This window comes from Actinomadura sp. NAK00032 (genome assembly GCF_013364275.1).
GTDB lineage: Bacteria > Actinomycetota > Actinomycetes > Streptosporangiales > Streptosporangiaceae > Spirillospora.
The window spans coordinates 5,224,890-5,247,881 of record NZ_CP054932.1 but is presented as its reverse complement, the minus strand read 5'-3'; the positions used below and the strand labels follow the sequence as shown (position 1 = coordinate 5,247,881).

General features: G+C 73.4%; 22 protein-coding genes. 16 read left to right on the top strand and 6 right to left on the bottom strand.

The window, feature by feature from the left end; translation table 11 throughout:
- Positions 1–174: 174 nt before the first annotated feature.
- From HUT06_RS24440 to HUT06_RS24425, 4 genes are read left to right on the top strand one after another with little or no spacing between them, the layout of a single operon-like run.
- Positions 175–1,365: an ABC transporter substrate-binding protein gene (locus tag HUT06_RS24440; protein ID WP_176197861.1), complete on the top strand. Its 1,191-nt coding sequence runs from the start codon at positions 175–177 to the stop codon at positions 1,363–1,365.
- Entirely contained in the window at positions 1,362–2,231 is an 870-nt protein-coding gene (locus HUT06_RS24435) for a branched-chain amino acid ABC transporter permease (RefSeq protein ID WP_171068805.1), read from the top strand. The genes HUT06_RS24440 and HUT06_RS24435 overlap by 4 nt, the downstream gene beginning before the upstream one ends.
- Positions 2,231–4,033, top strand: a complete 1,803-nt coding sequence (locus tag HUT06_RS24430; RefSeq protein WP_176197860.1) for an ATP-binding cassette domain-containing protein — start codon at positions 2,231–2,233, stop codon at positions 4,031–4,033. The genes HUT06_RS24435 and HUT06_RS24430 overlap by 1 nt, the downstream gene beginning before the upstream one ends.
- Before the next feature lie 5 nt (positions 4,034–4,038).
- Complete coding sequence (locus tag HUT06_RS24425; RefSeq protein ID WP_368407037.1) at positions 4,039–4,761, top strand: ABC transporter ATP-binding protein; 723 nt, start codon at positions 4,039–4,041, stop codon at positions 4,759–4,761.
- A 62-nt stretch (positions 4,762–4,823) separates the two neighbouring features.
- Here the strand turns inward: HUT06_RS24425 and HUT06_RS24420 are convergent, their stop codons facing one another.
- Together HUT06_RS24420 and HUT06_RS24415 are read right to left on the bottom strand one after the other, a co-directional pair.
- The gene (locus tag HUT06_RS24420; RefSeq protein ID WP_176197858.1) at positions 4,824–6,062 is read right to left on the bottom strand and encodes a DUF4437 domain-containing protein; all 1,239 of its coding nucleotides are present in this window, start codon (positions 6,060–6,062) and stop codon (positions 4,824–4,826) included.
- A gap of 64 nt (positions 6,063–6,126) precedes the next feature.
- On the bottom strand, positions 6,127–7,620 hold the full coding sequence (locus HUT06_RS24415; RefSeq protein WP_176197857.1) for a class I adenylate-forming enzyme family protein: 1,494 nt from the start codon (positions 7,618–7,620) through the stop codon (positions 6,127–6,129).
- A 130-nt stretch (positions 7,621–7,750) separates the two neighbouring features.
- On the opposite strand from HUT06_RS24415, the gene HUT06_RS24410 reads away from it, so the two are divergent.
- Positions 7,751–8,491 carry a FadR/GntR family transcriptional regulator gene (locus HUT06_RS24410; protein WP_217711423.1) on the top strand — a complete coding sequence of 247 codons (741 nt, stop codon included), beginning with the start codon at positions 7,751–7,753 and terminating at the stop codon, positions 8,489–8,491.
- A gap of 42 nt (positions 8,492–8,533) precedes the next feature.
- Here HUT06_RS24410 and HUT06_RS24405 read toward each other — a convergent pair whose 3' ends face one another.
- Entirely contained in the window at positions 8,534–8,986 is a 453-nt protein-coding gene (locus HUT06_RS24405) for a DUF3598 family protein (RefSeq protein WP_176197855.1), read from the bottom strand.
- Between the two features lie 29 nt (positions 8,987–9,015).
- Positions 9,016–10,053 (bottom strand): nitrilase-related carbon-nitrogen hydrolase, encoded by a 1,038-nt coding sequence (locus HUT06_RS24400; RefSeq protein ID WP_217711422.1) that lies wholly within the window; start codon positions 10,051–10,053, stop codon positions 9,016–9,018.
- A gap of 156 nt (positions 10,054–10,209) precedes the next feature.
- On the opposite strand from HUT06_RS24400, the gene HUT06_RS24395 reads away from it, so the two are divergent.
- Genes HUT06_RS24395 through HUT06_RS24345 form a run of 11 tightly spaced genes read left to right on the top strand, consistent with a single transcriptional unit; the run spans position 10,210 to position 19,676 of the window.
- Positions 10,210–10,728: a MaoC family dehydratase gene (locus tag HUT06_RS24395; protein ID WP_138632988.1), complete on the top strand. Its 519-nt coding sequence runs from the start codon at positions 10,210–10,212 to the stop codon at positions 10,726–10,728.
- A complete protein-coding gene (locus HUT06_RS24390) occupies positions 10,725–11,708 on the top strand; it encodes an LLM class flavin-dependent oxidoreductase (protein ID WP_176197854.1) in 984 nt (327 codons plus the stop codon). Before HUT06_RS24395 ends, HUT06_RS24390 begins: the two co-directional genes overlap by 4 nt.
- Positions 11,705–12,937, top strand: coding sequence for a CaiB/BaiF CoA-transferase family protein (locus HUT06_RS24385; RefSeq protein WP_176197853.1), 1,233 nt, complete (start codon positions 11,705–11,707; stop codon positions 12,935–12,937). The genes HUT06_RS24390 and HUT06_RS24385 overlap by 4 nt, the downstream gene beginning before the upstream one ends.
- Positions 12,934–14,265: an MmgE/PrpD family protein gene (locus HUT06_RS24380; protein WP_176197852.1), complete on the top strand. Its 1,332-nt coding sequence runs from the start codon at positions 12,934–12,936 to the stop codon at positions 14,263–14,265. The genes HUT06_RS24385 and HUT06_RS24380 overlap by 4 nt, the downstream gene beginning before the upstream one ends.
- Complete coding sequence (locus tag HUT06_RS24375; RefSeq protein ID WP_254715360.1) at positions 14,262–15,296, top strand: RidA family protein; 1,035 nt, start codon at positions 14,262–14,264, stop codon at positions 15,294–15,296. Before HUT06_RS24380 ends, HUT06_RS24375 begins: the two co-directional genes overlap by 4 nt.
- Positions 15,293–15,793, top strand: coding sequence for a MaoC family dehydratase N-terminal domain-containing protein (locus HUT06_RS24370; RefSeq protein ID WP_176197851.1), 501 nt, complete (start codon positions 15,293–15,295; stop codon positions 15,791–15,793). Before HUT06_RS24375 ends, HUT06_RS24370 begins: the two co-directional genes overlap by 4 nt.
- The gene (locus tag HUT06_RS24365; protein WP_176197850.1) at positions 15,790–16,209 is read left to right on the top strand and encodes a MaoC/PaaZ C-terminal domain-containing protein; all 420 of its coding nucleotides are present in this window, start codon (positions 15,790–15,792) and stop codon (positions 16,207–16,209) included. Before HUT06_RS24370 ends, HUT06_RS24365 begins: the two co-directional genes overlap by 4 nt.
- A complete protein-coding gene (locus HUT06_RS24360) occupies positions 16,206–17,348 on the top strand; it encodes an acetyl-CoA acetyltransferase (protein WP_176197849.1) in 1,143 nt (380 codons plus the stop codon). The genes HUT06_RS24365 and HUT06_RS24360 overlap by 4 nt, the downstream gene beginning before the upstream one ends.
- A complete protein-coding gene (locus HUT06_RS24355; protein WP_176197848.1) occupies positions 17,345–17,704 on the top strand; it encodes a Zn-ribbon domain-containing OB-fold protein in 360 nt (119 codons plus the stop codon). The genes HUT06_RS24360 and HUT06_RS24355 overlap by 4 nt, the downstream gene beginning before the upstream one ends.
- Complete coding sequence (locus HUT06_RS24350) at positions 17,704–18,858, top strand: acyl-CoA dehydrogenase family protein (protein ID WP_176197847.1); 1,155 nt, start codon at positions 17,704–17,706, stop codon at positions 18,856–18,858. Before HUT06_RS24355 ends, HUT06_RS24350 begins: the two co-directional genes overlap by 1 nt.
- Positions 18,855–19,676, top strand: coding sequence for a CoA ester lyase (locus HUT06_RS24345; RefSeq protein WP_176197846.1), 822 nt, complete (start codon positions 18,855–18,857; stop codon positions 19,674–19,676). The genes HUT06_RS24350 and HUT06_RS24345 overlap by 4 nt, the downstream gene beginning before the upstream one ends.
- 12 nt (positions 19,677–19,688) lie before the next feature.
- Here the strand turns inward: HUT06_RS24345 and HUT06_RS24340 are convergent, their stop codons facing one another.
- On the bottom strand, positions 19,689–21,641 hold the full coding sequence (locus HUT06_RS24340; RefSeq protein ID WP_176197845.1) for an APC family permease: 1,953 nt from the start codon (positions 21,639–21,641) through the stop codon (positions 19,689–19,691).
- Positions 21,634–22,845: an ammonium transporter gene (locus HUT06_RS24335; protein ID WP_176197844.1), complete on the bottom strand. Its 1,212-nt coding sequence runs from the start codon at positions 22,843–22,845 to the stop codon at positions 21,634–21,636. The genes HUT06_RS24340 and HUT06_RS24335 overlap by 8 nt, the downstream gene beginning before the upstream one ends.
- Positions 22,846–22,992 lie beyond the last annotated feature (147 nt).

Below are 22,992 nucleotides of genomic sequence, written 5' to 3'. Positions count from 1 at the left end.
GCCGCGCCCGCCGCCCGGCGGGCGTGGCATCCGCGCTCGTTCTGGCAGCTCACCGCGTAACGAAAACGTCATGAGCGAAAAAGTCAGACCTATTGACACTGCTGCGCGGCCCTTTATAGCGTCCACGTCACGGAACCGCGTTCCGATAACAGGAACATCCTGGCGGAGGTGCACATGCGCAGATCAGTCGTCACGGTCGCCGCGGGGCTGGCGGCCCTCGCCGTGACCGCGACCGGATGCTCGGGCAAGGCCGCGGGTGACAAACCGGAGATCCAGATCGGGCTGATCTCGCCCATGAGCGGTCCCTTCGCGGTTCTCGGCATCTCCCAGCAGAACTCCCTGAACGTCGAGATCGAGCGGATCAACAACGCGGGCGGGCTGGACGGCTCGAAGCTGAAGCTCGTCACCCGCGACTCGGGCCTCGACCCGGGCAAGGCCGTCCAGGCGGCCAACGAGATGGCCGGCAACGACGCCGTCAAGCTCGTCATCGGCCCGTCCCTGACCGCGTTCTACGACGCGGCCAAGGGCACCTACGAAAAGAGCGAGAAGCTCAACTGCCAGCCCGCCGTCTCGACCGGCAGCTTCGCCGGCCTCAAGTACGGCTTCCGCTCGCAGGATCCCGCCGAGCTCGACGGCCAGTTGGTCGTGGACTGGCTGAAGCAGGAGGGCGTCACCTCGCTCGGCCTCGTCTACGAGGGCGACGACACCGGCAAGAACACCGACGCGCTCATGAAGAAGCTGCTGCCCCAGGCGGGCATCAAGTACCTCGGCTGGCAGGTGAGCCGGGCCGACGACCAGAGCCACCGCGCCTACGTCGAGAAGTTCGGGGACGCCGGCGCGATCATGATCTCCAGCAGCGTCGGCGGCGCCAAGACGATGGCGGCGGCCGCGCAGGCCGGCTACAAGGGCAAGATCGTGGGCGCCGGGTCCGGCATGCAGAACATCTCCTTCATCGAGGCGGCCGGGGACGCGGCCAAGGGCGCGGTGTTCCCCGCCGCGCTGTACGAGTACCCGACCCGCAAGCCCCGGACGGAGTGGATGCCGGGGTACCGCAAGCACACCGAGGCGATCGAGCAGAAGTACGGCAAGAACGTCGGGCCGAAGAGCGGGGCGCAGTCGCCGAAGGGCGCGGCCATCACCGCCGACTGCCTGTTCGCCTTCGAGCAGGCCGTGAAGTCCACCAAGAGCACCGACGCCGCCAAGCTCGCCGCCGCGATCCAGGCGCTCGACGTGCCGGCGGAGCAGACCCCGTCCGGCAACGCCATCAAGCCCGGCCCGAGCCACGAGTTCTACCACCAGGTGCACCTGTACCAGTGGAACAAGGACGGCAAGGGCTGGTACACGAAGGAGATCAGCCCCTCGTGAGCGCGCAGGTCTGGCTCGACGGCCTGTTCGCGGGGTCGGTGTACGCGCTGGTCGCGCTGGCGCTGGCGATCGTCTTCCAGCCCACCCGGGTGCTGAACTTCGCCCAGGGCGAGCCGGTCGTGCTCGGCGCGGCCGTCAGCTACCAGGTGGTCGCGCTGTGGCAGTGGGGGTGGCCGGCGGCGCTGCTGGCCACACTGGTGCTCGGCGCGGCGATGGGGCTGCTCAGCGAGCGGATGATCATGCTGCCGGTGCGGCTGTCCGGGTCGCGGTACGCCTGGATCATCGCCACCCTCGCCGCGGCGATGATCTTCCAGGCGCTGTTCACGCTGCGCTACTTCGACGTGGACGCGCTGCGCCCGCGCGCGCTGGCCCCCGGCCATCTGGAGGTCTTCGGGCAGCGGCTCGCCTGGCAGCAGCTGCTCACCATCGGCGTCGCGCTCGCCGTGATGGCCGGCTACGACCTGTTCCTGCGGCGCACCGCCTACGGGCGCGCCATCCGGGCGGCCTCGCACGACGCCGACGCCGCCGTGATCATGGGCATCCCGGTCCGCCGGGTCGTCCTGCTCAGCTTCGTGATCGCCGCGGTGATCTGCGCCTTCGCCGGCGTGCTGGCCGCGCCGCTGCTGTTCATCGGCCCGGCCTCCGGGCTGATGTTCACCATCAAGGGGTTCATCGCCGCGGTGATCGGCGGGGTCGGCTCGCCGCGCGGCGCGCTGGCCGGCGGCCTGATCGTCGGCCTGCTGGACGCGGTGGTGCGCAACCTCGCCGGCGCGACGACCGGGGACTTCGTCGTCTTCGGGCTGCTGGCGCTGATCCTCGTGGCCTTCCCGTCCGGGCTGTTCGGCAAGCCGATGGAGGCGCACTGATGAAGGGTGCACACGACGTCCTGCGGCGGTGGCTGCCCGCGCTGCTCACCGCGGTGGCCGCCGCGGTCCTGCTCGCCTGGCCGGCCATCACCGACTTCTACAGCTACAACGCCTCGTACTACGACGGGCTGGTCGCCGCCGCGGCGATCAGCGCCATCCTGACCATCTCGCTCAACCTCTCGATGGGGTACGGCGGGCTGCTGTCGATGATGCACACCGGCATGCAGCTGATCGGCGGCTACGCCGTCGCCTACACCACCGTCGAGGCCGGGCTGCCGTGGCTCGCGGGCGTCGCGCTGGCGATGCTGCTCGGCGCGGTGTTCTCCGCGCTCGTCCTGGTCATCAGCCTGCGCGCCACCTACCTGTACTTCGGCATGATCACGCTCGCCGCCAACCTGATCGCGGTGGAGGGCGGCAAGGCCTGGGAGTCGGTCACCGGCGGCGTCAACGGCATCGTCGGGGTCGCCCCCGGCGGCCTCGGCAAGATCCAGTTCTACTACGTCACGCTCGGCGCGCTGCTGCTGGTCTACGCCGTCCAGCGCAACCTGATGCGCAGCGGCGTCGGCCGGGCGGTCATGGCGGTCAAGGAGAGCCCGGACACCGCGGCGGCCATGGGCATCCGCCCGACCCGCACCAAGGTCCTGGTGTTCACCGTCGCCGGCGCGATCGCCGGGCTCTCCGGCGGCCTGTACGCGCTGCAGCTCGGCTTCATCAACCCCGACGTCGGCATCCTGGACAACGGCCTGGTGTTCTTCGTCGGGCTGTTCCTCGGCGGCATCGGCACGCTGGCCGGCCCGGTGATCGGCGTCGCGATCATCGCCGCCGTCGTCGAGCTGATCAAGGACTACGCCCGGTACACGACGCTGTTCCTCGGGTGCACGCTGCTGCTCGCGATGATGCTCGTCCCGCGCGGCATCGTCGGCACCTGGCGGGGCAGCCGGTTCGGGCGCCCGCCCGACGGCGAGGACACCGAGCCGTCCGGGAACCTGCCCGCGTCGGTGCTGCCGCCCGCCGCCGACCCGGACGTCCCCGCGCTGGAGGGGCGCGGGCTGGTCAAGCACTTCGGCGGCGTCAAGGCGGTGGACGGCGTGGACATCTCCGTCGCGGCCGGGACCGTCCACGGCATCATCGGGCCGAACGGGTCGGGCAAGTCGACCACCGTCGCCTGCCTCACCCGCTTCCACCGGCTGGACGCGGGCGAGGTGCTGGTCCGCGGGGAGCCGGCCCCGGGCCGCCCGTTCGAGGTCGCCGAGCGCGGCGTCACGCGGGTCTTCCAGATCCCGCACCTGTTCGAGCAGCAGACCGTCCTCGACAACGTCCTCGCCGGGATGCGCCGGCGCGAGCGGTACGGGCTGCCGTCGGCGGTCCTGCGGCTGCCCGCCTACCGGCGCCGTGAGGCCGCGTCCCGCGCGGAGGCCGCCCAGCTGCTGGCGTTCGCCGGGCTGTCGGGCCGGTCGGCGCAGCTGGCCGGCTCCCTGTCGCACGGCCAGAAGCGGCTGCTGGAGGTCGTCCGGGCGGTCGCGTCGAGCCCGCGCGTGCTGATCCTCGACGAGCCCGCCACCGGGCTCGTCCCGGCCGAGATCGAGGCGCTCGCGCGGCTGTGCCGGGCGTTCCGCGACCACGGCCTCGCGGTGGTGCTGATCGAGCACAACATGGACTTCCTGATGGACGTCTGCGACCGCGTCACCGTCATCGACAGCGGCAAGGTGATCGCCTGCGGGGCGCCCGCCGAGGTCCGCTCCGACCCCGCGGTGCTGGACGCGTACCTCGGGCGCTCCGACCTGGTGGAGGACCTGACATGACCGCGCTGCTGGAGATGACCGGGATCCGGGCGGGCTACGGCGGCGTCCGGGTCCTGGACGACGTCGCCGTGACGGTCGGGGAGGGCGAGTTCGTCGTCCTGCTCGGCCCGAACGGCGCCGGCAAGAGCACGACGCTGAAGGTGCTCTCCGGCCTGCTCAAGCCGTCCGCAGGGACCGTCGCGTTCGCCGGGCGGGACATCACCCGGGTCCCCGGGTGGCGCCGCGCCGGCCTCGGCGTCGGGCACGTCCCCGAGGGGCGGCGGATCTTCCCCGACCACACGGTGCTGGAGAACCTCCAGCTCGGCGGGTTCGCGCTGCGGCGCGGCCGGGCCCGGACCCAGCGGCTGATGGACGAGGTGCTGGAGCTGTTCCCGCGCCTCGCCGAACGCCGTGACCAGGCCGGCGGCACCCTGTCCGGCGGCGAGGCCCAGATGCTCGCCGTGGCGCGCGCGCTGATGAGCGAGCCGAAGCTGCTCGTGCTGGACGAGCCGTCGCTCGGCCTGGCGCCGCTGAAGGCCGCCGAGCTGTTCTCCTACATCAAGCGGCTGCACTCCGAGCGCGGCATCTCGGTGCTGCTGGTGGAGCAGCTGGCCCTCATCGCCCTGCGGCTGGCCGACCGCGCCTACGTCCTGGAGCGGGGCCGCGTCGGCCTGTCCGGGACGGCCGCGGAGGTGGAGGCCGACCCCATGGTCAAGACCCTGTACCTGGGCGGCGAGTCGGCCGCCTGACCGCGTGCCTCTGCAAAGGAAGCCCCGGGCCGAGCGGCCCGGGGCTTCCCTGTGGTCCCGTGCTACATGCCGTCGCCGTTCCAGCGGCCGGCGCTGCGGCTGCGGACCGGGCGGCTGGACAGGATCGGGGCGGGGACGGGGTCGCCCTTCTTCCAGACGCGGCCGGCGCCCCAGACGTGGGCGAGGTCGTCGGTGCGCTCGTCGGCGTGCTCCAGCGACGCGGCCTCGGCCCCCCAGTCGGCGGCGACCGGCTCGTGCTCGTGGTCGTGCTCGTGGTCATGGTCGTGGTCGTGCCCGTGGCCGCCCTGGAGGCGGGCGGCGTCCATGGCCTTGGCGATGGCGAGCAGGCTCTTGTCGGTGCCCGTGCCGTGCTGGACGTAGTCCTCGTCGATCTGCCCCTGCTCGCGCTGGTACAGCACCGAGGCCTGGAGGTCGGCGAGGTCGCGGTCGCTGCGCCCGGGGGAGCCGGCGCCCATGTCGTGCGACGACATCGCCCAGCGCATGCGCCCGTCGTCCGACGGGCCCCAGTTGATCGCCTCGCCGCCCCAGCGGACCCACTCGCTCTGGGTGTACCAGTTGAACAGCTCTCCGTCGGAGCGCAGCAGCCACGTCGCGCCGCCCTCCATGCTGGTGAAGTGGCCGTGCTTCACGCGGGCGGGCCGGAAGAAGTACGTGCCGAGGTCCAGCGTGCCGAAGTTGTACTCCATGTGCCCCTGGACGGTGTACGCCTCCTCGTAGCACGGGTGGTGCGCGAGGCGGTGGTCCGTCCAGCCCTCCTGGGCGTGGACGAGCCGGGTGTAGAAGCCCGTCACGGGGTCCACGTGCAGGTACTTGATGAATAGGCCGGGCATGGGCCCGGGGTTGGGGACGGCGTCCCACTTCATCGCCTCGGAGTCGATGACGATGACGTCCTCGCGCGCGTCCTTCCAGCGCGGCGCCTCGACGCTCTGCACGGGGTCGAACCCGGCGTCGCCGTACTCGCGGTAGTGCAGGATGCGGGTGCCCTCGCTGAAGGTGATGGCGTCGGTCGGGACGCCCTTGGGCGCGTACACGTAGCCGCCCTTGCCGATCCGCCGGCCGCCGTAGGTCATCGACCCTTCGAGCACGTGGTACTCGGTGTTGGCGTGGTGGATGCCGGGGCCGCGGCCCCAGTCCGTGTGGAAGTCGACGCGGAGCGAGCAGGACCCGTCCTCCTCGTCGACCGACAGCCGGCGCTCGCTGGCGCGGCCCTCGCCGCCCGCGAGTTCGGCGGCGTGCCAGACGTAGTCGTTCTCCTGGATGAGTTCCACGTGGGGGCGCAAAGAAGCCACCTCTCTCGATGTAGGGAAATGTGGGACCGGGGCCGGGAGCGCCGCGGCCCGGTGGTCAGCGCGCGCGGAGCTCGCGCTTGAGGACCTTGCCCGCGCCGTTGCGGGGCAGGGCCGGGAGGAAGTCGACGCTGCGCGGCACCTTCGGGCCCGACAGCCGCTCGCGGCAGTGGGCCACCAGGTCGTCCGCGGTGACGGCCGCGCCGGGCAGGACGACGACGTACGCGGCGACGCGCTCGCCCCACTGCTCGTCCGGGTGCCCGACCACGGCGCAGTCGGCGACGCCGGGGAAGGCGCCCAGCACGTCCTCGACCTCGCGGGGCGCGATGTTCACACCGCCGGAGATGATCATGTCCTTCTTGCGGTCCACGATGTAGACGAAGCCGTCCTCGTCGCGGACGACGATGTCGCCGCTGGTGAGGAAGCCGTCCTCGGTCGTGCAGGCGGCGGTGGCGCCGTCGTCGCGCAGGTACCCGTTCATCAGGAACGGGGAGCGGCTGAACAGCTCGCCGCGCTCGCCGGGCCCGACGGGCTCGCCCGCCGGGTCGACGACGCGGACCTCGGTCATGTACCAGGGCAGGCCCACCGACCCGGTGCGCGCGGCGTCGGCGGGACGGCAGTTGGTGACGATGCCCGCCTCGGTGGAGCCGTACAGCTCGTGGACGCCGGCGTGCGGGAACGCCTCCATGACCCACTCCTTCAGGGTGGCGGGCAGGGCCGCCGCGTTGAAGTAGAGGGTGTCGAGGCTGGAGGCGTCGTGGCGGCCGAGGGCGCCGGACGAGCGGAGCGTCTGCGCGTGCGTCGGGACGAGGAACGCCGACTGCGCGCGGTGCCGCTCCGCGAGGGCGAGCATGTGCTCGGGGTCCCACTTGGGCAGCATCACGACGGTGCCGCCGGCGACGACGGGCGCGTAGTCGAAGACCATCCCGGCGCCGTGGTACATCGGCGCGACGGCGAGGCTGACGCGCCGGGAGCCGAGGCCCCACTCCATCGCCGACAGGTAGCACATGAGGGTCCGCGCGCGGTGGCTGCTCAGGACGCCCTTGGGCTTGCCGGTCGTGCCCGAGGTGTAGTAGAGGCAGCACGCGTCGTTCTCGTCGACGGGGACCCGCGGGTCGTCCGGCCGGGCCGATTCGAGCGCCTTCTCGTACGAGGCCGCCCCCGTGCCGCCGATCCGCAGCACCACCTCGACGGGGGCCTGCGGCTCCTCGTCGGAGATGTGGGCGCGCGCGCCCGAGTGCTCCAGGATGTAGGCGGTCTCGGCTTCGGTGAGCCGCGTCCCGATGGGGACGAGGACCAGCCCGGCCTTCGCCGCCGCGGCGATGACCTCGGGGTACTCCAGCCGGTTCCCGAGCCGGACGGCGACGCGGTCGCCGGGCCGCAGCCCGCGCGCCAGCAGCGCCTGGGCGAGCCGGCTCGCGCGCTCGTCCAGCGCCCGGTAGGTGAGGCTCCGGTCGCCGTCGACCACGGCGACGGTGCCCGGAGTCGAGGCGGCGAACTCCCGCACGCCCCCGGCCATGGTGAGCGCCGCGCCGCCGGGGAGTACTGCCATGCCCCACCTCCGTGTTCCGTAGATCGGAATACAGTTCCGATCGGCGTACTTCGAGAGCTTGCCGGGTGCTCGCACGGGGAGTCAATGCCTGGCTTCGAGAAAGTCTGACGTTTACCGTACGATGGGCCGTGTGACCGTCGAGAGACCATCGGACCGGCCGCCCGCTCCCGTCCCGGCCTACGCCGGCATCGCGGCCCGGCTGCGCGACCGGATCATCGCCGGGGAGTTCCGGCCCGGCGACCGGCTGCCGATCGAGCCGGAGCTGTCGGCCGAGCACGGGGTCAGCCGCAGCACCGTCCGCGAGGCGCTCCGGCTGCTGGCCAGCCAGAACCTGATCACCACCACCCGCGGCGTCGCGGGCGGCAGCTTCGTGGCCTACCCGCAGCCCGACCAGATCACCGAGTACCTGGCGACCAGCCTCAACCTGCTCACCCTGGACACCCAGATCACGGTCGACCAGCTGCTGGAGATCAGGGAGATGCTGGAGGTGCCGGCCGCCGGGCTGGCCGCCGTGCGCGGCACCGACGAGGGCCGCGGCGAGCTGCGCGGCTCGCTGTTCGACCCGAGCGCGCTCGACCCGGCGGAGATCTTCGCGCCCAACCGGCACTTCCACACCGTGCTGCTGAAGATGGCGGGCAACCCGTTCCTGGAGGTCGTCACCCAGCCGGTGTTCCGGGTGCTCAACGAGCGGTTCCTGCGCGAGAACGCGCCCACGCGGTTCTGGTACGGCGTCGACCACGACCACCGCGCCATCCTCGACCGCATCGAGGCCGCCGACGAGGCGGGCGCCCGGGAGGCGTGCCACGCGCACCTGGAGAACCTGCGCGAGACCTACACCACCATCGACCGCACCCGCCTCGCCGACTCCTGAGCCGTCGCCGACTCCTGAGCCGGGAGCCGCCGCGCCCGGCGGCTACCCGATCCTGACCTCGTCGATGAGGGTCCGCTGGTAGCAGGCGCCGTCCCTGATCCACTGCCACACGCGGCTGCGGCGGCCGCCGTCCGCGCTGAGGTGGATCAGCTCGAACAGGCGCAGGTCCTCGCCCTCGGCCTTGTAGATCCAGTTGAGGTAGACGACCCGCTCGTCGAGCTCCCAGAACTCGCCGCGCAGCCGCTCGGTGTCGAACGTGCAGTGCCCGTCGCCCTGGTAGACGCCGGGGAAGACGCGCGTCTCGGTGCGGCCGTCCGGCCAGGTGTACTCGTTGACCTGGTGGTAGTCGTAGTCACCATCCTCAGGGAAGCTGCACGTCAGCAGCGACTCGTGCCGGTCGGTCATCGTCCCGGCGGCGTCGATGTAGGTGTAGGTGCCCCGCCACCTGCCCTCGTGCCGGGCCAGCAGCGGCATGTCCTCGCGGATCGTTCCCATGGGGTCCTTCCTCTCCTGCGGGTCGTGGGTCAGCGGGGGCCGGCGAGCCGGTCGATCGAGTCCCGCTGCCGTTCGGTGAACCAGGCGCGGTCGGGCGCGCGGCCGTCCAGCCCGTTGGGGCGCTCGACGTCGTGGCGCGCGTACTCCGCCGCCCACAGGGCGGGCTTGACCCGCGACGGCAGGTTGCCCATGCCGGGGCGGGCGCGGTTGCGGCGCAGCGCGGCCAGGTCGATCTCGGCGGCGGCGACGATGCTCTCCCCGCCGCCGGCCTCGGCCAGCACCCGCCCCTCGTAGTCGACGACCTTCGAGCCGCCGGACGTCGAGTCGCCGGGGATCGGGATGCCGTGCAGGCCGCCGCTGTTGGCCGAGACCACGTAGGCGAGGTTCTCCACGGCGCGGGCGCGCCGGCCGATCTCCTTCGGGGTGAGCGCGGGACTCGTCACCTCCGAGGTCGAGTGGCAGAACACCTCGGCGCCGCGCAGCGCGAGCGCCCGCGCGAGCTCGGGGTAGAGGATCTCCTCCGAGGCGATGCAGGCCAGGGCGCCGATCTCGGTCCGGGCCACGGGGAGCACCGCGTCCATGCCGTAGGCGTCGAGGTAGCGGTCCCACACGTCGTACGGCGTCGGCGAGTAGAGCGAGTGCAGGCGGCGGTAGCGCAGCACCACGGCGCCGGCCGGGTCGATCACGAAGGACGCCTGGAAGTACAGCTCGGGGAAGTGCGGGTCGCTCTCGTAGGCGTTCCCGGACAGGAAGAGCCCCTCGCGCGCCGCGACGGCGGCGAGCGCGGAGTACTCGGGGCCGTCCGGGGCGAGCGCGGCCATGTCGCGCCAGCGCTCGACGGGCTCGCCCATCGGGAAGCCGCTGAGGACGTACTCGGGCAGCACGACCAGCCGCAGGTCGGGGCCGACCCAGCGCCTGGCGGCGGCGACCTCGGCGCCGATCCGGGCGATGGACGCCGCCATGGCGTCGCGCGCCTCGCCGGGGGACAGGCCGTTGACGGCCTCGGTCCGGGTCTGCAGCGCCAGCGCCCGGTAGTCGGTTCGCGCGGGCTCCGGGGTCGGATCCACGGCCTGCCCACCTCCCTCTTTCGTCGGAACGCCGTTACGCTAAGCGGAATATTGAGCGGCATGCAAGGGGGTCGGGGTCTTGACGGGAGAAAAGTCTGACCTTTAAGTTCGGAGTCAGCCCCTCGCAGAGGGGCGAAACCCCCGAGGAGGTGCGGGTTGACCGTCCATGAGGCCCAGATCGGCCGGTACTACGAGGACTTCGCCGTCGGCGACGTGTTCCGGCATCCGTTCGGCCGCACGATCGGCGAGACCGACAACACCTGGTTCACGCTGCTGACGCTGAACACGAACCAGAACCACTTCAACGCCGACTTCGCCGGCCGCTCGCCCAGCGGCAAGATCATCGTGAACTCGGGGCTGACGGTGGCGCTCGTGCTCGGCCTGTCGGTGATCGACGTCAGCCAGAACGCGCTGCTGAACCTCGGCTGGACCGACATCCGCCTCACGCACCCGGTGTTCGTCGGCGACACGGTCTACGCCGAGTCGCTCATCACCGAGATGCGCGAGTCGGCGTCCCGCCCCTACGCCGGCATCGTCACCGCCCGGACCCGCGGCCTGAACCAGGACGGCGACGAGGTCGTCTCCTGGACGCGGACCGTCATGGTCTACAAGCGGGACGCCCCGCACGACAAGGGCTACTTCCCCGAGGCCAAGAACGGTCCGCTCACGGCATGAGGATCACCTACGGGCCGTGGGGCGAGACCATGGCCGAGATGGTCGCCGCCGCGCGCGCCGCCGAGGAGGCCGGGGCGGAGGCCCTGTGGGTCCCCGAGCTGCACCGCAGCGCCACGGTGTCGGCGGCGGCCGTCGCCGCCGGCACCTCCCGCGCCCAGGTGGGCACCGCGATCGCGCTGGCGTTCACCCGCAGCCCGATGACCACCGCGCTGGAGGCCCTCGACCTCGCCGAGCTGTCGGGCGGGCGGTTCGTCCTCGGCCTCGGCAGCGGCGTGCGGCGGCTCAACGAGGACTGGCACGGGGTGCGCTGGGAGCGCCCGGCGGCGCGGCTCCGCGAGACCGTGCGGATCATCCGGCACTTCGCCGCGCACGCCGCCTCCGGCGAGCCGATGACCGTCGAGGGGGAGCTGGAGAGCCTGCGGGTGCGCGGCTACCAGCGCCCGTTCCCGGCCGTCCCGTTCCCCGTCTACCTGGCGGGCATGGGGCCGGTGATGACCCGGCTCGCGGGGGAGGTCGCCGACGGCTGGATCTCGCACGAGCTGTGCTCGCCGGACTGGCTGCGCGAGCGCGCCCTGCCGCTGCTGCGCCCCGGCGTGGACGCGGTCGTCTCCGCGGCCTGCTCGATCGACGCCGACCCGGCGGCGGCGCGGCGCCGCGCGGCCGGGCTCGCCGGGTTCTACGCCTCCGTCCGGACCTACGCCGACTTCTTCGCCTTCCACGACCTCGCCGCCGAGCAGGACACGGTGGTCGAGGCGTTCCGGGCCGGCGCCCGCGCCGACGACCTCGCCGCCGCCGTGCCGGACCGGATGGTCGACGCGCTCACCCTGGCCGGCACCGCCGACCAGGTCGCCGAGCGCATCGCCGGATACGCCGGGCACGCCACGACGATCAAGCTGACGCCGCCCACCCACGGGCTCGCCGCCGCGGAGATCCGGACCGCGCAGGCCCGGATCATCGACCTGATCAAGGAGCTGACATGAGGCCGCTGGAGGACGTGCGCATCGTCTCGCTGGAGCAGTACGGCGCGGGACCGTTCGGCTCCATGCACCTCGCCGACCTCGGCGCCGAGATCATCAAGATCGAGGACCCCCGGACGGGCGGCGACGTCGGACGCTACGTCCCGCCGTACGCCGAGGACGAGGACTCGCTGTTCCACGAGGCGTTCAACCGCAACAAGCGGTCGGTGTCGGTGGACCTGTCGACCGACGCGGGCCGGACGGTGTTCGAGGAGCTGGTCCGGGTCTCCGACGCGGTCTACTCCAACCTGCGCGGCGACGTCCCCGCCAAGCTCCGCATCACCTACGACGACCTCAAGCACATCAACCCGCGCATCGTGTGCTGCTCGCTCACCGGGTTCGGCATGACGGGTCCGCGCGCCAAGGAGCCGGGCTACGACTACATCCTCCAGGGCCTCGCCGGCTGGATGGACCTGACCGGCGAGCCGGACGGGCCGCCCGCCAAGTCGGGCCTGTCGCTCGTCGACTACTCGGGCGGCTACGTCGCGGTGCTGTCGCTGCTGGCCGGGCTGCACGCCGCCCGCCGCGACGGCGTCGGCATGGACTGCGACGTCTCCCTCTACGACACCGCCATCTCGATGCTCACCTATCCCGGCGTCTGGCACCTCAACGCCGGCTTCACCCCCGCCCGCACGCGGCACTCGGCGCACCCGTCGCTCGTGCCGTTCCAGAACTTCCGCGCCAAGGACGGCTGGCTCGTCGTCGGCTGCGCGAAGGAGAAGTTCTGGCGGCGGCTCACCGCCGTCCTGGACCGCCCCGACCTCGCCGGGGACCCGCGCTTCGCGACGTTCGCCGACCGGCAGCGCAACGCCGCCGACCTCCTCGGCGTCCTCGAACCGCTGTTCCTGACCCGGACCGTCGCCGAGTGGCTGGAGCCGCTGTACGCCGCCGCCATCCCGTGCGGGCCGGTCAACGACGTGGCCGCCGCGCTCGCCGAGGAGCACACCGCCGCGCGCGGGCTGGTTGTGGAGACCGAGCACCCCCGCTACGGGACGCTGCGGAACCTCGCCTCGCCGGTCCGGGCCGGCGCGGAACCGCCCGCCTACCGGCGCGCCCCGCAGCGCGGCGAGGACCTCGCGCACGTCACCGCCGAGGTGCTCGGCCTGACCGGGGAGCGCGTCGCCGAACTCGCCGCGGCCGGCGCGTTCGGCCCCGACCACCCGTTCGGCGCCGACGAGCGGGACCCGGCATGACGGTCGCCCGCGAACTGGCCGGCTGGGCGCACGGGCTCACCCTCGGCGACGTCCCCGCGGCCGTGCGCCGCGCCGCCGTCCGGCACGTGCTGGACGGCCTCGGCTGCGCGGCCGCCGCCGCCCGGCGCCGGGCCGCGACCGCCGCCGTGCTCACCGCCTGCGACCTCGGCGGGGGCTGCGCGGAGGCGACCATCATCGGCGGGCCGCCCGGCGCGCAGCGGGTGACCCGCGCCGAGGCCGCGTTCGCCAACGCCGTCCTGATGCACGCGCTCGACTTCGACGACACCCACGCGGGCGGGTTGGTGCACGCCTGCGCCCCGGTCGTCCCGGTCGCGCTGGCGGAGGCCGAGGCGCTCGGCCTCACCGGCGCGGACCTGCTGCTCGGCGCCGTCGTCGGGCTGGAGACCGTCTGCCGGCTGGGCGCCGCCGCCCCGCACGGCTTCCACGCCCGCGGGCTGCACGCCACGGCCGCCTGCGGGGTGCTCGCGGCGGCGCTCACCGCGGCCCGGATGCGCGGCCTGCCCCCCGACACGGCCGTCCACGCGCTCGGCATCGCCGGCAGCCAGGCCGGCGGGCTGCTGGAGTTCCTCAACACCGGCGCGTCCACCAAGCAACTGCACCCGGGGTTCGCCGCGCGCGGCGGAGTGCTCGCCGCGACCCTCGCCTCCCACGGCGCCACCGGGCCCGACTCGGTCGTGGAGGGCGAGTACGGCCTGTACGGGGCACTGCTCGGCCGCCGCGTCGAGCCCGGCGCCGTCCTGGACGGGCTCGGCGAGCGGTGGGAGCTGGCCCGCATCACCGTCAAGCCGTATCCCGCCTGCCAGCTCATGCACGCGCAGCTCGACGCCGCGCGGCGGCTCCACGGCACCGCGGTCGAGAGCATCACCGCCGAGGTCCACCCGGACGCGGCGGCCATCGTCTGCGGCCCCGGCAAGGAGCGTCCGCGCACGTCCTACGACGCGAAGTTCAGCCTGCCGTGGAGCGTCGCCGCGATGGTGGTGGACGGCGAGGTGACCGCCGCGACCTACGACGCCATCGACCGCCCCGAGGTGCTCGCCCTCGCCGCCCGCGTCCGCACGGAGGTGGTCGCGTTCGGCGGCGCCGCCGCCGACCAGCCGGGGCGGCTGCGCGCGGTCACCCGGGGCGGCGAGGTCGTCGCCGCCGAGGTGCCGCGCAGCGGCGGCGGCCCGGACGACCCGCGCATCGACGCGACCGTCCGCGCCAAGGCGGTCGCCAACCTCGGCTCCGCCGACCGCGCCGACCTGATCCTCGGCCTGGCCGACCTCCCGTCGGTCCGGCCGCTGCTCACCAGTCTGGAGGAAGAGTGACCGTTCGGCTGCCCGCCTGCGCGGGGACGATCGAAGGCGCCTACGAGCGGGCCTTCGCCGAGCTCGGCAAGGCCGGTGCCGTGCCCGGCGACGTCGTGCACGTCGTCGAGTACGCCACGGCCGCCGCGCTCGGCGCCTACGCCCGGGTGGAGGCCGCCCGCGGTGCCGCGCTCGGCGGGCACCGCGCCCCGGTCGCGACCGTGGCGGTGGAGGCCCTGCCCGGCGGCGAGGACCTGTCGGTCGAGCTGACCGCGTATCCCGGCGGCGGCGAGCTGGTGGAGGCCGCCCCGGACGACGGCCTGCACCGCGGCTCCCTGCGCGTCGCGGGCGGCATCGTCTACCTGCCGAGCATCCACCCGCGCGGCGGCGACTTCCGCAGCCAGTACCGGCAGTGCCTGGAGCAGGCCGCCGAGCTGCTGAAGGCCGCCGGGCTCGGGCTCGGCGCGCTCGTGCAGACCACCGACTACACCGCGTCCGCGACCCGCGCCGAGTACCCGCGCTGCGGCCGCCCCCGCAAGGAGCTGCTCGGCACCGCCGGCGGCGTGTTCCCCGGCGCGGCCGGCATCATCGTCGACCAGCCGGTCATGCCGGGCGCGATGGTGTCGCTCGACGCGATCGCCTCCACCGCGGAGCTGCGCACCGTCAACCCCGGCTGGAAGCGGTACGACACCCTCACCTACAAGCCGGGCGTCGCGGCCGGCGACACGCTGTTCATGTCGGGGTTCGGCGCGCTGGAGCCCGCGACCCAGAAGGGCATCTTCGACGGGGACCTGCTCGCCCAGGCCGAGTACACCTACGCCTCCATCGCGGCGACGCTCCGCGAGGCGGGCCTCGGTGACCGGCCGCCCTACCCGAGCGTCGTCCGGCTCGTCGAGTACATCACCCCCGCCGCGGTGGACGGCTACGACCAGGTCGCCGAGATCCGCCGCGCCTACTTCGGGGACGCGCCGGCGCTGTCGTCGGTGGTGTGCTCGGCGCTGCTGCGCCCCGACTTCCTCATCGAGGTCGTGCCGACGGCGGTCCTGAAATGAGCGGAGCGAGCCTGCTGACCGAGGAGATGAAGGCGCTCGTCGGCCGCGAGGTCGTCTACACCGCGCCCGAGGAGCTGGGCCGCGCCTCGATCCGGTACTTCGCCGAGGCCGTCGGCGACGCCAACCCGCTCTACACCGACGACGCCTACGCGCGCGAGCACGGCCACGCCGGGGTGGTCGCCCCGCCGACGCTGATCTTCGAGACGAACCAGTACACCGGCCTGCGCCGCGACGACGACGGCTTCGCCGGGCACAGCTGGCACCTGGACGTGCCCGGCACCCGGCTGGTGCGCGGCGGCAACTCCTACGAGTTCCACCGGCCGGTCCGCCCGGACGACGTCGTCACCGCCACCTGGCGGATCACCGACATCACCGAGCGGGTCAACGCGCGGGGGCAGGCGATGCTCATCGTCACCTCCACCGCGACCTACACCGACCGGCACGGCGAGCCGCTCGCCTCCAACGAGGAGACCCTGATCTACGTGGAGATCGCATGACGGCCGCGGGGGAGGCGGTGCCGGAGCTGGTGCGCCGCATCGAGCTCGCCGACATGGTCGCCTACGCCGGCGCCACCTGGGACTGGCACCGCATGCACTACGACCCCGCGTTCCTGGAGCCGCGCAGGCTGCCCGCGCCCGTCGTGGACGGCCAGGTCTTCGGGGCGCTGCTGGCCGAGCAGGTGCAGGACTGGCTCGGCCCGTCCGCCCGGCTGGCGAAGCTGTCCTTCCGGTTCAAGAACCTGGTGTTCGCGGGGGAGACCGTCCGCTGCACCGGCACCGTCACCGCCGCGGAGGACGGACTGCTGACCATCGAGCAGCAGGTCGTGGTGGTGGACGACGGCCGGGTCGCGGTCGCGCCGGCGGGCTGCCAGGTGAGACTCGGCGGGGTGCGGCCGGGCGAGGGGACGCCGTGACCGTCGCCATCGCGGGGGCGGCCGAGTCCGACCTCGGCGTGACCGGGAAGTCGATCCTCGGCCTGCAGGCGCAGGCCGTCACCCGGGCGCTGGACGACGCGGGCCTCGCGCTCGCCGACGTCGACGGGATCGCCACCACCGGGATCTCCCGGTTCTCCGCCACCCAGCTCGCCGACTACCTGGGGATCGAGCCGTCCTGGACGGACTCGACGTTCGCCGGCGGGTCCGCGTTCGAGATGTTCGTGGCGCGGGCCGCGCAGGCGATCGAGGCGGGGCAGTGCCGCACGGTCCTCATCACGTTCGCGTCGAACCAGCGGTCCGCGCGGTCCCGGTCGCTCGGCGGCGTGCTCGACCCGCACACCCCCGAGGCGGTGTTCGAGTCGCCCTACGCCCCGCTGTACCCGATCTCGTACTACGCGATGGCGGCCCAGCGGTACCTGCACGCCTACGGCGCCTCGCGCGAGCAACTCGCCGAGGTCGCCGTCGCCGCCCGCGAATGGGCGCTGCTCAACCCCAGGGCGTTCCGGTACGGCAAGGGCCCGCTGACCGCGCCGGACGTCCTCGGCGCGCCGATGGTCTCCACGCCGCTGACCAGCGCCGACTGCTGCCTGGTCACCGACGGCGGCGGCGCGGTCGTGCTCACCTCCCTAGAGCGGGCCCGCGACCTGCGCAGGCCCCCGGCGGTCGTGCTCGGCTACGGGGAGTCGACGACCAACACCAGCATGACCTCGGCGGGCGACCTGCTGCGCCCCGGCTCGTTCGACTCGGGGCGGCGCGCGTTCGCGATGGCGGGGCTCACCCCGTCCGACGTCGACGTCGCCGAGGTCTACGACTCGTTCACCATCACCGTGCTGCTCACCCTGGAGGGCCTCGGCTTCTGCGCGCCGGGCGAGGCCGCCGGGTTCATCGCGGACGGCCGGATCCGCCCGGGCGGCGGCCTGCCGCTCAACACCAACGGCGGCGGCCTGTCCTACTGCCATCCCGGCCAGTACGGGCTGCTGCTGCTCGTCGAGGCCGTCCGGCAGCTGCGCGGCGAGTGCGGGGACCGGCAGGTCGCCGGCGCCGAGACCGCGCTCGCGCACGGCACCGGCGGCATCCTGTCCAGCCACGCCACCGTCCTGCTGGGAGCGGACCGATGATCGAGGACGAATGGTGGGACGCGACCCGCGAGCGGCGCCTGGTCGTCCAGCGCTGCGCCTGCGGGCACGCCCAGCACTACCCGCGCGAGCTCTGCACGGCCTGCGGCGGCACGTCGCTGGAGTTCGCGGCGGCGTCCGGGCGCGGCACCGTCGACTCCTTCACCGTCGTGCACCGCGCGCCCGCCCCGGACGTCGAGGTCCCCTACACGGTCGCGCGGGTCCGGCTCGCCGAGGGCCCGATCATCCTCAGCCATCTTGACGGCCCGGGGCCGTGGGCGTGCGACGAGCCGGTGCGGCTCGCCTGGCGGCCGCTCCCCGACGGCCGCAACCTCCCCATCTTCACCAAGGACGCCTGATGGACTTCGAACTGACCGAAGAGCAGCGGCTCTTCCGCGACACCCTCCGCGACTTCGTCGACCGCGAGATCCGCCCCGTCGTCCAGGAGTGGGAGGCGGCCGACCGGTACCCCGCCGAGATCGTCGAGACGATGAAGGGCCTCGGCCTGTTCGGGCTGACCGTCCCCGAGGAGTACGGCGGGCTCGGCGCCGACATGGTCTCCTTCGCCCTGGTCTTCGAGGAGATCTCCAAGGGCTGGATGGGCATCGCCGGCATCCTCGGCAGCCACTCGCTGTCCTGCTGGATGATCGCCAGGCACGGCACGCCGGAGCAGAAGGACCGCTTCCTGCCCGACCTGGCCGCCGGACGGCGCCGCACCGGCATCGGCCTCACCGAGCCGGGCGCCGGCACCGACCTGCAGGGCATCGCCGCCACCGCGCGCCGCGACGGCGACCACTACGTCGTCGACGGCCGAAAGACATGGATCACCAACGCCCGGCACGCGAGCCCGCTGCCCGTCCTGGTCAAGACCGACCCCACCGCCTCCCCGGCGCACCGGGGCATGTCCGTCCTGCTCGTCGAGGACGGCTTCGAGGTGCTGCGGGACCTGCCCAAGCTCGGCTACAAGGGCACCGAGTCCTGCGAGATCGTGTTCGACGGCGTCCGCGTCCCGGCCGCGAACCTGCTCGGCGGCGTCGAGGGGCGCGGCATGCAGCAGGTGCTGTCCGGGCTGGAGACCGGCCGCATCAACGTCGCCGCCCGGTCGCTCGGCATCGCCCAGGCCGCCTACGACGAGGCGCTGCGGTACGCGGCGGAGCGGGAGGCGTTCGGCCGCCCCATCCAGGACTTCCAGGCGATCCAGCTGAAGCTCGCCGACATGGCGATCAAGGTGCAGGCCGCGCGCCTGCTGGTCTACTGGGCCGCGTCCCGCGCCGACGCCGGCGACCGCGTCGACATGCAGGCGGGGATGGCCAAGACGTTCGCCAGCGAGGCCGCGATGGAGTGCGCGCTCACCTCGATGCAGGTCCACGGCGGCTACGGCTACTCCAAGGAGTTCGCCGTCGAGCGCCTCTACCGGGACGCGCCGCTGATGAGCATCGGCGAGGGCACCAACGACATCATGCGCACCGTCATCGCCAAGGCCCTGACCTCCGGCAAGGAGACCGTCGGATGAGGACGACCGCGCTGTACGTGCCGGGCGACCGCCCCGACCGCCTCGCGAAGGCCCTGCGCAGCGGCGCGGAGGAGCTGATCGTCGACCTGGAGGACGCGGTGCCGGTCGCCGCGAAGGAGCGCACCCGCGCCGAGGTCGCCGGCTGGCTCCGGACGCTGCCGGACGACCGGCCGGCGGTGACCGTCCGGATCAACCCCGGCGAGCACGGCCTCGCCGACGCCCGCGCGGTCGCCGGGCCGGGGCTGGACGGCCTGTGCGCCGCCAAGACCGAGAGCGCCGCCGGGCTGCGCGCCCTGGACGCGGTGCTCACCGGCGCGGGCCTGCCCGAGCTGCCGGTCGTCGCGCTGCTGGAGTCGGCGGCGGCGGTGTTCGCGGCGCGGGAGATCGCGTCCGCCCCCCGCGTCGCGGGCCTCCAGCTCGGCGAGGCGGACCTGGCCGCCGACCTCGGCGTCACCCCGGGACCGGACGAGGCGGAGCTGCTGTGGGCGCGGTCCCAGGTCGTCGCCGCGTCCGCCGCCGCCGGGCTGCCCGCCCCGATCGCCCCGGTCTCCACCGAGTTCCGGGACCTGGACGCCTTCCGGGCGACGACGCGGCGGCTCAAGCGGCTCGGCTTCCACGGCCGGGCCTGCATCCACCCCGCCCAGCTGCCGGTCGCCGCCGAGGTCTTCACCCCGTCGCCGGAGGAGGTCGAGCGGGCCCGCGCGCTCCTCGCCGGGTACGAGGCGTCGCTCGCCGCGGGCTCGGCCGTCTTCACCGACGACGCCGGACGTCTCGTGGACGAGGCCGTCGTCCGCGCCGCCCGCCGCTTGCTCTCCTGATCCGGCGGGCGGTCAGCCGGTGACGCGGTGCGGGACCATGCAGACCGGGACGTCCGGGACGTGCTCGCGCACCGCCTCCGCGAGGAGCAGGCTGCGCTGGTCGTAGAGGAACCGGTAGCGGGGCCGGCTCGACTCGACGATCGGGATGAGCACCATGGACGGGCCGCCGCCGTCCGCCGCCACCCGCCGGACGTGGTCGACGACGGGACGGATCTTCGCGTCCTGCGGGCTGTCGAGGACGGTCAGCCGCACCCCGGGGTCCCAGCGGTCCCACCGCTCCCGGAGGTCGCGGGCGTGCTCCTCGCCGGTGCGCACCGCGACCGCGGCGACGTCGCCGCTGATGCTGAGCGCGGTGCTCAGGGCCCGTTCCGCCATCGTGCCGAGGTCGTCCACCGGCACGATGATCCGCCACGCGGCGCGGGCCGCGTCCGGCCGGTGCGCCGGGACGCGGCCGAGCCCGAGCTCCGCGCCGACGCGGTCGTAGTAGCGGCGGATGCGGGCGAACAGCAGCATCAGCAGCGGCACCGCGACGACGACCGCCCACGCGCCCTCCTCGAACTTGGTGACGAGCAGGACCGCGGTCGCGACCGCGGTGAGGACGGCGCCGGTGCCGTTCAGCAGCGCCTTGCCCGCCCACTGGGCCGGGCGGAGCCGCGACCAGTGCAGGACGAGCCCCGCCTGGCTGATGGTGAACCCGGTGAACACCCCGACGGCGAACAGCGGGAGCAGCCGGTGCGTCTGGGCGTCCACGGCGATCAGCAGCACGGCGGCGGCCGCCGCCACGGCGAGGACGCCGTACCGGTGCACCGGCCGCTCGCCGCGCAGCGTGAACAGGTGCGGCAGCCTGCGGTCCTTGGCGAGCAGGCTCAGCAGGACGGGCAGGCCGCCGAAGCTGGTGTTGGCGGCGAGCGTCAGCGCGACCGCGACGATCACCCCGGCCGCCTGGTAGAGCCAGCCGGTGCCGTAGGCGCCCGCGGTGAGCTGGGCGAGCAGCGTCACGCCGGCGCGCGGGGCGAGGACGTCCCGCCGGATCAGCAGCGCCAGCCCGATGAGCATCACGCCGAGCAGCGCGCCCAGCATCAGCTCGGTGCGCTGCGCCCGCGCGACGCGCGGCCGGCGGAACATCGGCACGCCGTTGGCGATGGCCTCCACTCCGGTCAGCGCGGCGCACCCGGCCGAGAACGCCTTGAGGACCAGCAGCACGCCCAGCGCCTCGTGCGGCTGGGGGAGCGGCGCGCCGCCGACGGACGCCACCGGGTGCCCTCGGATCAGCCCGACCGCGACGATGCCGAGGATGGTCGCGATGAACAGCAGGGTCGGCGCCATCAGGAACCGGGCGCTGTCGGTGATCCCGTAGAGGTTCACCGCGGTGAGCACCAGCAGCACCACCAGCGCCACCGCGAGCATGTGCGGCCGCAGCGCCGGGAACGCCGAGGCGAGGGTGGCCGCGCCCGAGGCCAGGCTGACCGCCACGGTGAGCACGTAGTCCACGATCAGCGCGGCGGCGGCGAGCATGCCCATCCGCTGCCCCATGTCCGTCTTCGCCACCGCGTAGGAGCCGCCGCCGCCGGGATGCACGGCGATCACCTGCCGGTACGACACCACGAGCACGACCAGCAGCGCCACGATGGCCAGGGTCACCGGCAGGGTGCGCCGCACCTCGGTGACGCCTGCGGTGACCAGCACCAGCGCGATCGCCTCCGGCCCGTAGGCGACGGAGCTGAGCGCGTCCAGCGACAGCGCGACCAGGCCCTGCAGGCTGGTGAGGTGGCTCTTGTCGCCCTCCCCGTGCCGGCGCTGGAGCTTCGGCCGCCGCGGGCCCGTGAACGGCCCGCGCGCGTGCACGAGCGCCCGGCCGGGGTCCGGGGCGGGGCCGTCCGCCGCCGTGCCGGGGCCGTCCGCCGCCGTGCCGGGGCCGTCCGCCGCCGTGCCGGGGCCGTCCGCCGCCGTGCCGGGGTCAGTCATCGGCGAACGCGGCGTCCATGCCCCGCGCCTGCTCCTCCTCGGTCGTCCGCATCCGGAACAGCCGGTCGATGATCTTGCCGATGAGGTAGGTGACGACGAAGGCGTAGGCGGCGACGGCGAGCACCGCGACGACCTGCTTGCCCAGCACCGAGGCCGGGCCGCCGTAGAACAGCCCCGGCGTGCCGCGCTCCCAGCCGGTGGACAGGAAGCCGAGCGCCACCACCCCGACGATCCCGCCCGCGCCGTGGATCCCGACGACGTCGAGGGTGTCGTCGTACCCGGCGACGAGCTTCAGTTCCACCGCGTAGCTGCACACGAGCGCGGCCACCACGCCGACCGCGAACGCGCCCTCGACGCTGACGAAGGCGCAGGACGGGGTGATGGCGACCAGCCCGGCCAGCGCGCCGCTGGTGGAGCCGAGCTTGGTCAGGTGCCGGAAGCGCAGCCACTCCAGCGTCCGCCAGGCCAGCATCCCGGCGCAGCCCGCGATCATCGTGCTGACGAACGCCCGGGTCGCCAGCGCGCCGTCGGTCAGCGCCGACCCGGCGTTGAAGCCGAACCAGCCGAACCACAGCAGGCCGAGGCCGAGCAGCACGAACGGGATGTTGCCCGGGCGGGGGCCCTCGCCGCGCCGGAACGCGACGCCCGGCCCCAGCACGAGCGCCATCGCGAGCCCCGAGATGCCGGAGTTCAGCTCGACGACCAGCCCGCCCGCGAAATCCATGACGCCCCATTTGCTGAGCCATCCCGAATCGGCGAACACCCAGTGCGCGATGGGGAGGTAGACCACCGTCACCCACACGACGACGAACAGCACCCACGGCCCGAACCGGGCGCGGCCCGCGATCGAGCCGCTGATCAGCGCCACCGTGATGATCGCGAACGTGAGCTGGAAGCAGACGTAGATCTGCTCCGGGATGGCGCCCTGCAGCGCGGTCGGCGCGATGTGCCCGAGCCGCCAGTCGCCCCAGCCGATGAGCCCGGCGCCGCCGGCGTCGTCGCCGAACGCGATCCCGTACCCGTAGAGGAACCACAGGATCGTGACGACGCTGATCGAGATGAAGCTCATGTAGAGCATCGACAGCATGTTCTTCGAGCGGACCATGCCGCCGTAGAAATAGGCGAGGCCGGGGGTCATGAGGAGCACCATCGCGGTGCTCACCATGAGCCAGGCGGAGTCCCCCGTATTGAGGCCCGTCGACATATGCGGAACCAATCGTCGATCCGTCTCCCCCCGAGAGTGCGGCGGGTGAGCTTCCGCTTTTATGTTTGGCGTTCAGGTGGTCCGGCAAACTCGACATTCCATGCCTTGACCAATGATTTGCCGCCAACGGTTTTTCCCGGTGAGGAA

What these genes read in the sequence shown, in the direction of transcription:
- HUT06_RS24440 (WP_176197861.1), top strand. Translation starts at nt 175, where the DNA reads ATGCGCAGATCAGTCGTCACGGTCGCCGCGGGGCTGGCGGCCCTCGCC.
- HUT06_RS24385 (WP_176197853.1), top strand. Translation starts at nt 11,705, where the DNA reads ATGAGGCCGCTGGAGGACGTGCGCATCGTCTCGCTGGAGCAGTACGGC.
- HUT06_RS24430 (WP_176197860.1), top strand. Translation starts at nt 2,231, where the DNA reads ATGAAGGGTGCACACGACGTCCTGCGGCGGTGGCTGCCCGCGCTGCTC.
- HUT06_RS24405 (WP_176197855.1), bottom strand. Translation starts at nt 8,986, where the DNA reads ATGGGAACGATCCGCGAGGACATGCCGCTGCTGGCCCGGCACGAGGGC.
- HUT06_RS24345 (WP_176197846.1), top strand. Translation starts at nt 18,855, where the DNA reads ATGAGGACGACCGCGCTGTACGTGCCGGGCGACCGCCCCGACCGCCTC.
- HUT06_RS24340 (WP_176197845.1), bottom strand. Translation starts at nt 21,641, where the DNA reads ATGACTGACCCCGGCACGGCGGCGGACGGCCCCGGCACGGCGGCGGAC.
- HUT06_RS24390 (WP_176197854.1), top strand. Translation starts at nt 10,725, where the DNA reads ATGAGGATCACCTACGGGCCGTGGGGCGAGACCATGGCCGAGATGGTC.
- HUT06_RS24370 (WP_176197851.1), top strand. Translation starts at nt 15,293, where the DNA reads ATGAGCGGAGCGAGCCTGCTGACCGAGGAGATGAAGGCGCTCGTCGGC.
- HUT06_RS24380 (WP_176197852.1), top strand. Translation starts at nt 12,934, where the DNA reads ATGACGGTCGCCCGCGAACTGGCCGGCTGGGCGCACGGGCTCACCCTC.
- HUT06_RS24350 (WP_176197847.1), top strand. Translation starts at nt 17,704, where the DNA reads ATGGACTTCGAACTGACCGAAGAGCAGCGGCTCTTCCGCGACACCCTC.
- HUT06_RS24355 (WP_176197848.1), top strand. Translation starts at nt 17,345, where the DNA reads ATGATCGAGGACGAATGGTGGGACGCGACCCGCGAGCGGCGCCTGGTC.
- HUT06_RS24415 (WP_176197857.1), bottom strand. Translation starts at nt 7,620, where the DNA reads ATGGCAGTACTCCCCGGCGGCGCGGCGCTCACCATGGCCGGGGGCGTG.
- HUT06_RS24365 (WP_176197850.1), top strand. Translation starts at nt 15,790, where the DNA reads ATGACGGCCGCGGGGGAGGCGGTGCCGGAGCTGGTGCGCCGCATCGAG.
- HUT06_RS24335 (WP_176197844.1), bottom strand. Translation starts at nt 22,845, where the DNA reads ATGTCGACGGGCCTCAATACGGGGGACTCCGCCTGGCTCATGGTGAGC.